At 60.3% G+C, this 12,775-nt stretch carries 17 protein-coding genes; 12 read left to right on the top strand and 5 right to left on the bottom strand.

Annotated elements, in window-relative coordinates; translation table 11 throughout:
* Window positions 1-99 precede the first annotated feature (99 nt).
* Window positions 100-939: a UTP--glucose-1-phosphate uridylyltransferase GalU gene (gene galU / locus M0814_RS00445; protein ID WP_007912230.1), complete on the bottom strand. Its 840-nt coding sequence runs from the start codon at window positions 937-939 to the stop codon at window positions 100-102.
* Between the two features lie 259 nt (window positions 940-1,198).
* Between galU and M0814_RS00450 the strand changes: the two genes are divergently transcribed.
* The gene (locus M0814_RS00450; RefSeq protein ID WP_003225388.1) at window positions 1,199-1,384 is read left to right on the top strand and encodes a hypothetical protein; all 186 of its coding nucleotides are present in this window, start codon (window positions 1,199-1,201) and stop codon (window positions 1,382-1,384) included.
* A 151-nt stretch (window positions 1,385-1,535) separates the two neighbouring features.
* Window positions 1,536-1,823 (top strand): hypothetical protein, encoded by a 288-nt coding sequence (locus M0814_RS00455; protein WP_003225390.1) that lies wholly within the window; start codon window positions 1,536-1,538, stop codon window positions 1,821-1,823.
* Between the two features lie 3 nt (window positions 1,824-1,826).
* Here the strand turns inward: M0814_RS00455 and M0814_RS00460 are convergent, their stop codons facing one another.
* Window positions 1,827-2,057, bottom strand: a complete 231-nt coding sequence (locus tag M0814_RS00460) for a hypothetical protein (protein WP_003225391.1) — start codon at window positions 2,055-2,057, stop codon at window positions 1,827-1,829.
* A 72-nt stretch (window positions 2,058-2,129) separates the two neighbouring features.
* A complete protein-coding gene (locus M0814_RS00465; RefSeq protein WP_003225393.1) occupies window positions 2,130-2,486 on the bottom strand; it encodes a hypothetical protein in 357 nt (118 codons plus the stop codon).
* A 212-nt stretch (window positions 2,487-2,698) separates the two neighbouring features.
* Here M0814_RS00465 and M0814_RS00470 point away from each other — a divergent pair, with 212 nt between their 5' ends.
* The 5 genes from M0814_RS00470 (at window position 2,699) to ada (ending at window position 5,830) form a co-directional block, all read left to right on the top strand.
* Complete coding sequence (locus tag M0814_RS00470; RefSeq protein WP_003225394.1) at window positions 2,699-3,001, top strand: DUF1883 domain-containing protein; 303 nt, start codon at window positions 2,699-2,701, stop codon at window positions 2,999-3,001.
* A gap of 28 nt (window positions 3,002-3,029) precedes the next feature.
* On the top strand, window positions 3,030-3,200 hold the full coding sequence (locus M0814_RS00475; protein WP_177434752.1) for a hypothetical protein: 171 nt from the start codon (window positions 3,030-3,032) through the stop codon (window positions 3,198-3,200).
* A 93-nt stretch (window positions 3,201-3,293) separates the two neighbouring features.
* A complete protein-coding gene (locus tag M0814_RS00480; protein WP_103485128.1) occupies window positions 3,294-4,004 on the top strand; it encodes a 2OG-Fe(II) oxygenase in 711 nt (236 codons plus the stop codon).
* 5 nt (window positions 4,005-4,009) lie between these two features.
* Complete coding sequence (gene alkB / locus M0814_RS00485) at window positions 4,010-4,675, top strand: DNA oxidative demethylase AlkB (RefSeq protein WP_103485140.1); 666 nt, start codon at window positions 4,010-4,012, stop codon at window positions 4,673-4,675.
* An 87-nt stretch (window positions 4,676-4,762) separates the two neighbouring features.
* The gene (gene ada, locus M0814_RS00490; RefSeq protein ID WP_103485129.1) at window positions 4,763-5,830 is read left to right on the top strand and encodes a bifunctional DNA-binding transcriptional regulator/O6-methylguanine-DNA methyltransferase Ada; all 1,068 of its coding nucleotides are present in this window, start codon (window positions 4,763-4,765) and stop codon (window positions 5,828-5,830) included.
* On the opposite strand, the gene M0814_RS00495 is transcribed toward ada, so the two are convergent.
* On the bottom strand, window positions 5,827-6,285 hold the full coding sequence (locus tag M0814_RS00495) for a GyrI-like domain-containing protein (protein ID WP_103485130.1): 459 nt from the start codon (window positions 6,283-6,285) through the stop codon (window positions 5,827-5,829). The genes ada and M0814_RS00495 overlap by 4 nt on opposite strands.
* Window positions 6,286-6,345: 60 nt before the next feature.
* On the bottom strand, window positions 6,346-7,329 hold the full coding sequence (locus tag M0814_RS00500) for an MDR family oxidoreductase (RefSeq protein ID WP_103485131.1): 984 nt from the start codon (window positions 7,327-7,329) through the stop codon (window positions 6,346-6,348).
* A gap of 190 nt (window positions 7,330-7,519) precedes the next feature.
* Between M0814_RS00500 and M0814_RS00505 the strand changes: the two genes are divergently transcribed.
* The 5 genes from M0814_RS00505 (at window position 7,520) to modB (ending at window position 12,775) form a co-directional block, all read left to right on the top strand.
* On the top strand, window positions 7,520-8,293 hold the full coding sequence (locus M0814_RS00505; protein WP_247868448.1) for a hypothetical protein: 774 nt from the start codon (window positions 7,520-7,522) through the stop codon (window positions 8,291-8,293).
* On the top strand, window positions 8,185-9,978 hold the full coding sequence (locus M0814_RS00510; protein WP_247868449.1) for an autotransporter: 1,794 nt from the start codon (window positions 8,185-8,187) through the stop codon (window positions 9,976-9,978). The genes M0814_RS00505 and M0814_RS00510 overlap by 109 nt, the downstream gene beginning before the upstream one ends.
* A gap of 114 nt (window positions 9,979-10,092) precedes the next feature.
* Window positions 10,093-11,157, top strand: a complete 1,065-nt coding sequence (locus M0814_RS00515; protein WP_103485132.1) for a nitronate monooxygenase — start codon at window positions 10,093-10,095, stop codon at window positions 11,155-11,157.
* Between the two features lie 169 nt (window positions 11,158-11,326).
* Window positions 11,327-12,094 (top strand): molybdate ABC transporter substrate-binding protein, encoded by a 768-nt coding sequence (gene modA, locus M0814_RS00520; RefSeq protein WP_003225406.1) that lies wholly within the window; start codon window positions 11,327-11,329, stop codon window positions 12,092-12,094.
* Window positions 12,095-12,775, top strand: coding sequence for a molybdate ABC transporter permease subunit (modB, locus tag M0814_RS00525; RefSeq protein ID WP_003225407.1), 681 nt, complete (start codon window positions 12,095-12,097; stop codon window positions 12,773-12,775).

Consider the following 12,775-nt stretch of genomic DNA (forward strand, 5'->3'; position numbering starts at 1 on the left):
TTTTCCAGCACAAAAACAAACGCCCCGAACAGGTCGGGGCGTTTGTGGGTACATTCACTTGGGTGCTTTAACACCCGTCGCGATGCAGATCCGGCGCTATCAGTAAGCCTTGCCGGTCTTGTAGAAGTTCTCGAAGCAGAAGTTGGTGGCTTCGATGTAGCCTTCGGCGCCACCGCAGTCAAAACGCTTGCCCTTGAACTTGTAAGCCATTACGCAGCCGTTCTGGGCCTGCTTCATCAGGGCGTCGGTGATCTGGATTTCGCCACCCTTGCCTGGCTCGGTCTGTTCGATCAGATCGAAGATGTCCGGGGTCAGGATGTAACGACCGATGATCGCCAGGTTCGACGGAGCGTCTTCCGGCTTTGGCTTCTCGACCATGCTGTGTACGCGGTAGATGTCGTCGCGGATCATCTCGCCAGCAATCACGCCGTATTTGCTGGTTTCCTGCGGATCGACTTCCTGAATGGCGATGATCGAGCAGCGGAACTGCTTGTACAGCTTGACCATCTGGGTCAGTACGCCGTCGCCTTCGAGGTTGACGCACAGGTCGTCCGCCAGTACCACGGCGAACGGCTCGTCACCGATCAGTGGGCGACCGGTCAGAATCGCGTGGCCCAGGCCTTTCATTTCGGTCTGACGGGTGTAGGAGAACGAGCACTCGTCGAGCAGCTTGCGGATGCCGACCAGGTATTTTTCCTTGTCGGTGCCTTTGATCTGGTTTTCCAGCTCATAGCTGATGTCGAAGTGGTCTTCCAGAGCACGCTTGCCACGACCGGTCACGATCGAGATTTCAGTCAGGCCAGCATCCAGAGCTTCTTCAACGCCGTACTGGATCAGTGGCTTGTTTACCACCGGCAGCATTTCTTTGGGCATGGCTTTAGTCGCTGGCAGGAAGCGAGTACCGTAACCGGCTGCTGGGAACAAGCATTTCTTGATCATATAAGTCCTTGAAAGGGCTGTGTGTACGAGTTTCGGCGCAGTCTAATCAGGCGGCGTGCACCTTACAATGCCCCGCACTGACTAACCGATGCCAACATAGAGAAATATTCTCTCCGATAGTTCCGTTGGCGTCTTCGACCCGCGAAAACAGAGTAGCTCAAACACGCAAATGCGCTGCATCACCATACGCTCATCATCCCCCAATGTGAGGATTTGTCGGTATCATGGCGCCTTTGAAACCAGCGAACGAGACAGATAGATGGCCGCGGTAAAAATCATCAACGGGTATGTGATCGACAAGAAAGACGGCAAGTGGACGCTGACCACTACCAATGGCGAACACATCGCCGGGCCTTTCGACAGCGAGCAGTTGGCAACTGATGTGGCGTCGGTGTTCACCGACACCCCAGCGTCGTCCAAACGCCGTGGCAAAGATCAGGACTGATCGGTTGCGACACGTCCCGAGCCCTGCCCTTGTGCAGGGCTTTTTGTGACTGCCGGGCACACCAGCGCAAACAAGTGGCCAATCGCTATAACCTTTTCACTCCGGCGCTGTCAGAGCGTTTAGCCCCTCCATCGCTGAAGACGACACACCTATGAACATGAACAGATTGCTGCCGCTGATCGCGGTATTGGCCCTGGGTGGCTGTGCCACCTCGCAAACCACTTACCTGAACAACGGCGAACAGGGCCTGACCATCGATTGCTCGGGCGAGGCCAACTCCTGGGCCACCTGCTATGAGAAGGCCGATGCCTCCTGTGCCGGCACCGGTTATCGCATTGTCGGGACCGATGGCACGCCGGCCCCCAAAGAAAGCGACAAGACTTTGGGGGTCGATGTCGGCAACTACAAAAACCGTAGCGTGGTGGTGGTCTGCAAATAGACCCTACATGTGAATCTCGGCGAATTTGATCCCGAGCCCACGCACGATCTCGATCAAGTCGTCGAGCCGGGCAAAGGATTCGACTTCGTCGTTATCGTCCACCAGGAAATAGCTGCGACCGGCGCTCTTCTTGAAAAAAACGATCCACTCACCCGGGTTCGCCGGATTTTGAATGACATGCGTGGCAGAGATAAGGCCCTCTGCATGCCGTTCCCGTACTTGCTCTCGCTTCATGCGCGACTCCAGAAATGAAAATGCCGTCACAGCATGACTGTGACGGCATCGGTGCTGATGGCCGCTATTCTATCAGCCGGAAATACAGGCATTGGCGGCGTTTTGCACGTCACGAGGGCGAATCGGCACATTGGACATGCGCTCATGCAGCTTGATGCTGCTGCCGCCGGAGCGGTCGTCGATATCAAACACCGCTGCCGCGCCAGTGGAAAATTTCCCGGGGACAATCACTCGCACGCCATCCTTGTGCGGCTGCATCTGCAGCGCGCCACGACTGTTGGCCAGCTTGTCCGCAAGGCACTGAGCATACTCATGGGGTTTCTTGCCGGAAATCACGCTCATGGTCGGCAAGGTTTCATTGATTTCGGAAACACTCGCGCAACCACCCATGACCAACATCAACGGCAGACACACCACACCCCACTTCATACAAATACCTCCCATAAAGACCCTCGGACAGCAGTAATGCCATTTTTCTCCGAGGCTTACTCCATTAAACCCGCATCGAATCGCGAATAACTGTTTTTAATTGTCAAAGCAGCGCTCGACGGCGGGATAATAACCCGTTCGGGCTGATAAACTGCGCCAATCGCACATGCTATCGTTTTGATTTAGTAGAAAAAGCCCTTCTGGAGGCGCCCATGAAATTCATTCACCAGCGCGAGCACCTCAACGAAGACGACATTGTCGTCATCCAATGCTCGCAAACCTGCAACATCCGTTTGATGAACGACGCCAACTTCCGCGCGTTCAAGAATGGCGGACGCCACACCTACCACGGCGGCGCTTTCGACAAGTTTCCTGCGCGCATCACCGCGCCGAGCACCGGTTTCTGGAATATCACCATCGACACCGTCAGCCGTCGCGCCATCAGCGTCACGCGCAAACCGAACCTGACCCACTCGATCAAGATCATCCGCCGCTCCAGCACCAAACTCAGCTGAGTCGCCCTAACACAAGGTAAGTACGACCGTGGCCCAAACGACCAAATACGTCATCAAATACAAGCTCAACGGTGAACGCCGCTTCGAGTTCGCGCAACTGGAGCACGGCACCGTGGAAGAAGCCAAGGCTGCACTGGATGCCATCCACGGCCAGACCGATGACGTGATCAGCGATATCGCCGTCAGCAAAGCCCTGTAACGCAGTCCGTCGAATTCAACCGCAAGCGGCGGGGTGTTCTGCCGCAGGGACTTGCCCAGACTGACAGCCTAGACCAAGTGTTCAGGAGTCAGCATGTCAATGTCCCCGTCACGGCTGGATGCGCTCGATTGGCCCAGCCTGGAGCAGCAACTGGATCAATACGGCTACGCCATCATCCGTTCGCTGCTGTCGGCGCCAGCCTGTGAGCGCTTGAGCGCCCTGTATTCACAGACCGGACCGTTTCGCTCGCAGGTCATCATGGCCCGCCACGGTTTCGGTCGCGGGGAGTACAAATACTTTCGATATCCCCTTCCGACCACCCTCGAGCGTCTGCGCAACGCGCTATACCCGCGCCTGATGCCGTTGGCTAATCGCTGGTACGAACGCATGAGTTTGCCCGTCCGATTTCCCGCAACCCTTGCCGAGTTTTTGCAGCAATGCCACGCCGCCGGCCAGTTGCGACCGACGCCACTGCTGTTGCAATACGGCCCGCAGGACTACAACTGCCTGCATCAGGATCTGTATGGAGAACTGGTTTTCCCTCTGCAGGTGGCGATTCTTCTGTCAGCGCCGGGGCAAGACTTTACCGGCGGCGAGTTCGTCATGACCGAGCAACGCCCGCGCATGCAGTCGCGTCCACACGTCGTGGATCTGCACAAGGGTGACGCGGTTATATTCGCGGTCAACCAGCGCCCGGTCAGCGGCACACGCGGCGATTATCGAGTGACCATGCGTCACGGCGTCAGTCGCCTGCACAGCGGAAATCGGCATACTCTGGGCATCATCTTTCACGACGCATCATGAACACCATGCAACCGACCACCTTCGACCTGTTCGCCAACCACGAACCCGAGCAACAACCCCGCGCCGAGCAGATCGGCGAACAATCATGGGTGTTGCGCGGCTTCGCCCTGCCGGTGCTCGATCAACTGCTGCCGGCGCTGGATGCCGTTCTCGCCGCAGCGCCGTTGCGTCACATGATGACGCCGGGTGGTTTCAGCATGTCGGTGGGCACCAGCAGTTGCGGCGCACTGGGCTGGATCACCGACCGCAGCGGTTATCGCTACAGCGCGGTGGACCCGTTGACCGGCAAGCCCTGGCCTGCGATGCCTCAAGTGCTGTCCGAGCTGGCACAGACAGCGGCGCAGCATGCAGGATTTGCCGACTTCCGCGCAGATTCCTGCCTGATCAACCAATATATCCCCGGGGCCAAGATGTCTTTGCATCAGGACAAAGACGAAAATGCCTACGCCGCGCCGATCGTCTCACTGTCCTTGGGCTTGCCGGCCATGTTCCTGTTCGGTGGTTTTGCCCGCAGCGACAAGAGCCAGCGCATTCCTCTGCTGCACGGCGACATGGTGATCTGGGGCGGCGTTGATCGCCTGCGTTTTCACGGGGTGCTGCCGATCAAGCCCGGCCAGCATCCGCGTCTGGGCGAACGGCGGATCAACCTGACTTTCCGTGTTGCCGGATGATCCTGAAAAGTTTGACCGCAAGGCCCGGAGTGTTACGAACATCGCCGCTGGTTAACCTGAATCAAACAGGTCAACGGACTACTCGCCATGAAAAAGCTGTCGCCAATCATCAACGTTGAAACCGATCCACGCTGGGCTGCCGTCGTTGCGCGGGATCCTCGGGCTGACGGGCAGTTTGTCTACGCGGTGAAGACCACCGGCATCTATTGCCGCCCGAGCAGCCTGTCGCGGTTGCCCAAGCCGCAGAATGTCGAATTCTTCGACAACGCCGAAGCCGCCGAGGCGGCGGGTTACCGCCCGAGCAAGCGCACCAGCAAGGATCAGACTGACGTCGCCAGCCAGCACGCCGCGACCGTGGCGATGGCCTGCCGCCAGATCGAGTCTTGCGAAACGGCGCCCGCGCTCAGCGAGCTCGCCGAAGCTGCCGACCTCAGTCCTTTCCATTTTCACCGGGTGTTCAAGGCCGCTACCGGCCTGACGCCCAAGGGTTACGCAGCGGCGCATCGCTCGCGCAGGGTGCGGGAACGGCTCGCGGGTGGCGGCTCAGTGACGGATGCGCTGTACGACGCTGGTTTCAACTCCAACAGTCGCTTTTACGAATCAGCCGACAAGGTCCTGGGCATGAAGCCCGGAGACTATCGCGCTGCCGGGCGCAACAACGACATTCATTTTGCCGTCGGCCAATGCTCGCTCGGGGCGATTCTGGTGGCGCAAAGCGAACGCGGCGTGTGCGCGATTCTCTTGGGCGATGATCCACATCAACTGGTCTGCGACCTGCAGGATCAGTTCCGTCAGGCCAACCTGATTGGCGCCGATGCCGGATTCGAGCAGTTGATCGCCAAAGTAGTGGGTTTCATCGAAGCCCCGGCACTGGGCCTCGACTTGCCACTGGACGTACGCGGTACGGCGTTTCAGGAACGGGTGTGGCAGGCACTGCGGGAAATCCCGGCGGGCCGCACCGCCAGTTACGCCGAGATCGCTCAACGCATTGGTGCGCCGACCTCCATGCGCGCCGTGGCGCAGGCGTGTGGCGCCAACCGTCTTGCCGTAGCAATCCCCTGCCACCGCGTGGTGCGCAGCGATGGCAATCTCTCGGGGTATCGCTGGGGCGTAGAGCGCAAGCGCCAACTGCTGGAGCGCGAAACGCAGCCTTAGCGCACGCCGATGCAGACCGACACGGACTCGGGGCCGGTATAGGCCTCGAAGTCGGTAGCGTAACGGCGCTGGATCTGCGGATTCTCCTCAAAGAACTTCCAGATCTTTCCCCAGGTCGAGATGACCGCGTCGGGCAACGTGCCCTGCGCTTCGAACACCAGATACTCGCCCGACTCGATCAGGACCGACTCGAAGTCTTTGGTCGGGGCATTCACGGCGACGCCGGCAGTGACATCGAACTCGCCCGAGGCATCCGACTCGTAAGCCGAATACACGCCATAAATGGCTGAGTTGGCTGACTTGCCCGGGATGGTTTCGGCCAACTCCTCGCCGAAAAACCGGCCCCACATCGGGCCGATTTTCGCGGTTTCGGCTTGGTGCTCTGTGGCGTTGGTGGTACGCACGCGCAGGCCGGCAACGGTGAAGGCGTCGATTTGCTGTCGTTTCAAGTCCATCGAAATTACCGCTCCCTGAATAGAAATGCGGCCACACGGGCCGCAATGACGCCTACTTTGTCAGCGATTGACGTCGACCACAACCCTGCCGCGAAGCTGTCCGGCAAGCAGCTCAGGTGCCGCGTCGATGGCCTCGCTCAGGGCGATTTCGTGACTGATCAATGGCAACAGGGCGAAGTCCAGATCCTTGGCCAGACGCGCCCAGGCCTCGATCCGCCGCGCTTTGGGCTGAGTTACGCTGTTGATCCCCGCCAGCGTCACGCCGCGCAAAATGAACGGCGCCACCGACGCCGGAAAATCCATGCCCTGAGCCAAACCGCAGGCCGCCACCGTGCCTTCGGCGCGGGTACTGGCGCAAGCGTTGGCCAAGGTGTGACTGCCGACCGAATCGATCACCCCGGCCCAACGTTCCTTGGCCAGCGGTCTGCCCGGCTCCGACAAGGTTGCGCGGTCGATGATCTCGCTGGCGCCCAGTTGTTTCAGGTACTCATGCTCGGACACCCGGCCCGTGGACGCCACCACGCGATAACCGAGCTTGCTGAGCAAGGCGATGGCGAAACTGCCCACCCCGCCATTGGCGCCGGTCACCAGCACTTCGCCCTGATCCGGGGTCACGCCGTTACGCTCCAGCGCCAGAATGCACAGCATCGCCGTGTAGCCGGCGGTACCGATGGCCATGGCTTGCGCGGCGGTAAAGGCTTTGGGCAACGGAATCAGCCAGTCGCCATTGAGCCGCGCCTTCTGCGCCAGCCCGCCCCAGTGACTTTCGCCCACCCCCCAACCATTGAGCAGCACCTGATCACCGGCCTGGTAGTCGGGATGCGAACTGACTTCCACCGTGCCCGCCAGATCGATCCCCGGCACCATCGGAAACTTGCGCACCACCGGACTGCTGCCGGTAATCGCCAGACCGTCCTTGAAGTTCAGCGTGCTGTACGCAACCTTCACCGTCACGTTGCCTTCAGGCAACTGCGCTTCGCTGATCTGCTGCAGGCTGGCGCGGTAACCGCTGTCGTGTTTGTCGATCAAAATGCCGTTGAACATGGCTGCCTCTCAATCAATGAATTCAATTCCTCGTGCCCTGAAATAACACAAAGCAACACATTGCCCCACCCGACTTTGCGCCAATTCGCAAATCCGCCAAGTAATTGTGAAGCGGGCGGCTATGCTTTTTCGACGGTCGTGCTTTCGCTGTCATCCCTGCTGAAAGCGGCCCCTGTCGATGGAGCTGACAATGCCTTACCCGCGCTCATTGCTAGCGATGCTGATGCTGTGCCTGCTGATCATTGGCAACACTTGGGCAGCCTCCCCCCCTGCGACGAAAGACACTGCGGGCAGCGCGCCGACATGGCCGCAAGTGATTACCAGCGGCAAGGCCAGACTCACCGTGTATCAGCCGCAACTCGACAGTTGGGATGGCTACACCCTCAATGCCCGCGCTGCCGTCGAAGCCACCGGAGCCGATGGCAAACCCACTTTCGGCATTGTCCAGTTCAGCGCGCACACGCTGGTCGACAAGGCCACGCGCTGGGTCGCGCTGGATCAATACAAGATCATCAAGGCCGACTTCCCCGCCGATGCCAGTCAGGCCGACGTCTGGCTTGGAGCCCTGCAAAAAGATGCCGAAAGCCGCAAGAAAACCATATCCCTCGATCAACTCGAAGCCGCGGTCAGCGTGCTGTCGGCAGAGCAGAAAGCCGACAGCGCGCCACTGGAAAATACCCCGCCCGCGATCATCAGTTCCGACGTCCCTGCCCTGCTCGTCTACATCGATGGCGACGCCGTCTACCGGGCGGTCGAGAGCACCGGGCTGCAACGGGTGATCAACACCCGTCCGCTATTGCTCAAGGACGCCGAGGGCAAACACTACCTGCACGTGTTCGATGGCTGGATGGCTGGATGGCCGCTGACAGCCTTAGCGGCGAATACACCCGCCTGGCCACACCACCGGCCGATCTGGAGAAGGCCAAACAGGCGGCGATTCAGAGTCGTCAGGTCGATCTGCTGACCGGCCAGAGCGATCCGAAAGACAAGGTTCCGAGTCTGGCCAAATCACCGCAACCGAAAATCTTAATCGCCACTACGCCCACTGAACTGATCGTCACCGACGGCGCGCCGCAGTGGCTGCCGATACAGGGCACCCGTCTGCTGTATGTGAGCAATACCACCGGGCATATCTTCAAGGAAATCGGCGACCAGAACAGTTACGTGCTGATCTCCGGCCGCTGGTTCCGCGCCGCTGACATGCAAGGCCCATGGACCTTCACCCCGGCTGACAAACTGCCGGCAGACTTCGCCAATATCCCGGATGACAGCCCGAAAGAGAACGTCAAGGCGTCGGTCGCCGGCACGCCACAGGCCAGGGAAGCCGCGATCGCTGCAACCATTCCACAAACCTCGGCGATCAAGAAAAGCGCAGTGAAAATGACCGCGCCGCAGTTCGATGGCGAGCCGCAGTTGAAGGCGATCAACAGCGCGCCACTGCAATACGTGGTCAACAGCGCGACGCCGATCATTCGGGTCGACAGCGACAGCTGCTATGCGGTCGAAAACGGTATCTGGTTCACCGCTACCTCGGTTAACGGGCCTTGGGCCGTGGCCAGCTCCGTACCGGCGGTGATCTATTCGATCCCGCCGAGTTCACCGATGCATTACCTCACCTACGTCAAAGTCTATGAATCCAGCGGCGATACCGTGGTGGTGGGCTACACCCCCGGCTATCAAGGATCGAATCTGGATCCGGCCACGGGTGTAGTGGTCTACGGCACCGGTTATCCCTACACGCCGTGGGTCGGCAGCGTCTGGTACGGGCCGCCGGTGACCTACGGTTTCGGCGTCGCCATGCGCTACACGCCGTGGACTGGCTGGACCTTCGGTTTCGGCTTCGGCTGGAGCTGGGGCGGCAACACCGTGGCGATGGGTTGGGGCTGGGGTGCTTATCCATGGTGGGGCAATTACGGCTGGGGTTACGCCTGGGGACCGCGCCTCTACCCCGCGCCGCTGGCCTGGGGCGGCGCCGCTTACGGCTATCGCGGGGGCGCCGTGGCCTGGGGTCCAGGTGGCTGGGCCGGCACCACCGGCAACATTTATCGGCAGTGGGGCGACCGCGCGACGGTGAGTCGCTATGGCGCCGGGTACAACGCCTGGACCGGCAATCGCTGGGCCGGTCAGGTCGGTTCCTCCTACAACTCGCGCACCGGCATTGCGGCCGCAGGCCAGCGCGGAGCCGTACACAATGTCTACAACGGCAATTACGCGGCCGGGCGCAGTGGTGAGGTGGTCGGGCCGAACGGCGGCGCCATCGCCGGTGGAAAAGTGACCGCAGGCAACGCTCGCAATGGCACCCAGGTCACCGCCAATCGTGGCGCGGTGTACAACCCCAACACCGACAAGACCACACAATATGGCGGCGTGAAAGGACGTAACGGCGGCGCCGCGCGAGTGGGCGACAACGTCTATGCCGGGCACGACGGCAACGTCTACAAGAAAACCGACAACGGTTGGCAATCGATGGTCAAGGGCAGCCCGACTCGCACGGCACCGGTCAACAACAATGCCCAGTTGCAAAACCTCAATCGCGAGTCGGCCGCACGTAACTTCGGCAACCAGCGAACCAACAACTTTCACAATTCCTCGCAAGTCATGAACCGGTCATTTGGAGGCGGCGGTGGCGGCGGTTTTCATCGACGCTGACGGCGCGCGACTGTCCGTGTGCGAAAAAATCGGACTGGCCCTGGGGCCGGTTTAGCTGTTAAAAAACCGGTTCTGCCGTCCCTGCCCCGCTTCATCGTTCGGAGAACCGCTTCCATGAGCCAATGGCCTGACACCCGCATCCTTGACCTGCTCGGCATCGAGCTGCCGATCATCCAGGCCCCGATGGCCGGTGCCACGAACTCGTCCATGGTGATCGCCGTGTGCAACGCCGGCGGCTTGGGTTCGATGCCGGCCGCGATGCTGAGCGTCGAGCAGTTGCGCGAAGAGCTGAAGACCATTCGCGAGCACACTCGCAAGCCGTTCAACGTCAATTTCTTCTGCCACCAGCCACCGGCCGCCAATGAACAGCGCGCGCAAGACTGGAAAAACCTGCTGGAGCCGTACTACCGCGAACTGGGTGTCGATTTCGACGCACCGACACCGGTTTCCAACCGGGCGCCATTCGATGCGGGAGCGTGCGAAGTGCTGGAAGAGTTTCGCCCGGAAGTGGTGAGTTTTCATTTTGGTCTGCCGGAGAAATCCTTGCTGGATCGGGTCAAGGCCACGGGTGCGAAAATCCTTTCGTCCGCCACCACTGTCGATGAAGCGGTGTGGCTTGAGCAAAACGGTTGCGACGCGATCATCGCCATGGGTTACGAGGCTGGCGGGCATCGCGGGATGTTTCTCAGCGATGACCTGAGTAGTCAGGTCGGCACCTTTGCTCTGGTTCCGCAGATCGTCGATGCGGTGAAGGTGCCGGTGATCGCTGCCGGGGCCATCGCCGATGCGCGCGGTGTGGCCGCGGCGTTGCTGCTCGGCGCGTCAGCGGTACAGGTGGGCACCGCGTATCTGTTCACCCCGGAAGCGAAAGTCAGTGCCTCGCATCACCAGGCGCTGCGTACCGCCAAGGAGAGCGAAACCGCGATGACCAACCTGTTCACCGGCCGTCCGGCTCGCGGCATTCTCAACCGGGTGATGCGCGAAATCGGGCCGATGTCGCCCATCGCCCCGGCGTTCCCGCTGGCTGGCGGGGCGCTGATGCCATTGCGCGCCAAAAGTGAAGCGCAATTCAGTAACCTCTGGGCCGGTCAGGCATTCCCGCTGGGCAAGGAGCTGAGCAGCGCCGAACTGACCCAGGAACTGGCGCAAGGCGCGCTGGAAAAATTGGTCCGTCGCTGATCCGATCCAGGGTGAGGCGCGGCACAGCTTCATCCTGTATACAACAGCACTTCCTGTTTAGCGGCATTTCGCTATATATTTCGCTATATAGCGTTTCACCCCCTCGCATCGGTGCAGTCCACCCACAACAATAACTGCCCTCTGCACTCGCCCATAACGGAGCTGTTACATGACCATTCGTGCCTCACGTTTTGCCCCAACCTGCCTGGCTTCCCTGCTGGCGGTATTCGCTTTCGGCGCCGCTCAGGCTGATGAAGTGCAGGTGGCGGTTGCCGCCAACTTCACAGCACCGATCCAGGCAATTGCTGCCGATTTCGAAAAAGACACCGGGCACAAACTGGTCGCCGCCTACGGTGCCACCGGTCAGTTCTATACCCAGATCAAGAACGGCGCACCGTTCGAAGTGTTCCTCTCGGCTGACGACACCACTCCGGCAAAACTGGAAACAGAAGGCGACACCGTCAAAGGCTCGCGCTTCACCTACGCCATCGGCACCCTGGCACTGTGGTCGGCGAAAGAAGGTTACGTCGATTCGAAGGGTGAAGTCCTGAAGAAAAACGAGTACCAGCACCTGTCCATCGCCAATCCGAAAGCCGCGCCATATGGCCTGGCCGCCACTCAGGTGCTGGAAAAACTCAAGCTGACTGAGGCGACCAAAGCCAAGATCGTCGAAGGCCAGAACATCACTCAGGCCTATCAGTTCGTGTCCACCGGCAACGCTGAACTGGGCTTCGTGGCGCTGTCGCAGATCTATAAGGACGGCAAGGTCACCAGCGGTTCGGCGTGGATCGTTCCGGCCAGCATGCATGACCCGATCAAACAGGACGCGGTGATTCTGAACAAAGGCAAGGACAGCGCCGCCGCCAAAGCCTTGGTTGAATACCTCAAAGGCCCGAAAGCCGCTGCGGTGATCAAGTCCTACGGTTACCAGCTCTAAATGTCGCTGACGAGTGCCGACTTCGCGGCGATCTGGCTGACCCTGAAACTGGCGTCCCTGACCACCGCTATCCTGCTGGTCGTCGGCACTCCGATTGCCCTGTGGTTGTCGCGCAGCCGTTCCTGGCTGCGCGGCCCCATCGGCGCAATCGTCGCCCTGCCCCTCGTACTGCCGCCGACCGTGATCGGCTTCTATCTACTGCTGGCGATGGGTCCCAACGGCTTTCTCGGCCATTTCACTCAGTGGCTGGGCCTGGGCACCCTGACTTTCAGCTTCACCGGGCTGGTGATCGGTTCGGTGATCTATTCCATGCCGTTTGTGGTGCAACCGTTGCAAAACGCGTTCTCGGCGATCGGCACCCGCCCACTGGAAGTGGCCGCAACGTTGCGCGCCAATCCATGGGACACTTTTTTCAGCGTGATCCTGCCTCTGGCCCGCCCCGGTTTCGTGACCGCGGCGATCCTCGGCTTCGCGCACACCGTCGGTGAATTCGGCGTCGTGCTGATGATCGGCGGCAACATTCCCGACAAGACCCGAGTGGTCTCGGTGCAAATCTACGACCATGTCGAGGCCATGGAATATGCCCAGGCCCATTGGCTGGCCGGGGCGATGCTGGTGTTTTCGTTTCTGGTGTTGCTGGCGCTCTACTCCAGCCGCAAGACCCGCGCGGGCTGGAGCTGA

Source organism: Pseudomonas sp. MWU12-2020 (assembly GCF_023100605.1).
Taxonomy (GTDB): domain Bacteria; phylum Pseudomonadota; class Gammaproteobacteria; order Pseudomonadales; family Pseudomonadaceae; genus Aquipseudomonas; species Aquipseudomonas fluorescens_H.

Coding starts and splice junctions, on each gene's coding strand:
- M0814_RS00495 (WP_103485130.1), bottom strand. CDS start 6,285: ATGGACTTGAAACGACAGCAAATCGACGCCTTCACCGTTGCCGGCCTG.
- modB (WP_003225407.1), top strand. CDS start 12,095: ATGTCGCTGACGAGTGCCGACTTCGCGGCGATCTGGCTGACCCTGAAA.
- M0814_RS00470 (WP_003225394.1), top strand. CDS start 2,699: ATGAAATTCATTCACCAGCGCGAGCACCTCAACGAAGACGACATTGTC.
- M0814_RS00465 (WP_003225393.1), bottom strand. CDS start 2,486: ATGAAGTGGGGTGTGGTGTGTCTGCCGTTGATGTTGGTCATGGGTGGT.
- M0814_RS00500 (WP_103485131.1), bottom strand. CDS start 7,329: ATGTTCAACGGCATTTTGATCGACAAACACGACAGCGGTTACCGCGCC.
- M0814_RS00505 (WP_247868448.1), top strand. CDS start 7,520: ATGCCTTACCCGCGCTCATTGCTAGCGATGCTGATGCTGTGCCTGCTG.
- M0814_RS00510 (WP_247868449.1), top strand. CDS start 8,185: ATGGCCGCTGACAGCCTTAGCGGCGAATACACCCGCCTGGCCACACCA.
- ada (WP_103485129.1), top strand. CDS start 4,763: ATGAAAAAGCTGTCGCCAATCATCAACGTTGAAACCGATCCACGCTGG.
- M0814_RS00515 (WP_103485132.1), top strand. CDS start 10,093: ATGAGCCAATGGCCTGACACCCGCATCCTTGACCTGCTCGGCATCGAG.
- M0814_RS00460 (WP_003225391.1), bottom strand. CDS start 2,057: ATGAAGCGAGAGCAAGTACGGGAACGGCATGCAGAGGGCCTTATCTCT.
- M0814_RS00455 (WP_003225390.1), top strand. CDS start 1,536: ATGAACATGAACAGATTGCTGCCGCTGATCGCGGTATTGGCCCTGGGT.
- modA (WP_003225406.1), top strand. CDS start 11,327: ATGACCATTCGTGCCTCACGTTTTGCCCCAACCTGCCTGGCTTCCCTG.
- alkB (WP_103485140.1), top strand. CDS start 4,010: ATGCAACCGACCACCTTCGACCTGTTCGCCAACCACGAACCCGAGCAA.
- galU (WP_007912230.1), bottom strand. CDS start 939: ATGATCAAGAAATGCTTGTTCCCAGCAGCCGGTTACGGTACTCGCTTC.
- M0814_RS00480 (WP_103485128.1), top strand. CDS start 3,294: ATGTCAATGTCCCCGTCACGGCTGGATGCGCTCGATTGGCCCAGCCTG.
- M0814_RS00450 (WP_003225388.1), top strand. CDS start 1,199: ATGGCCGCGGTAAAAATCATCAACGGGTATGTGATCGACAAGAAAGAC.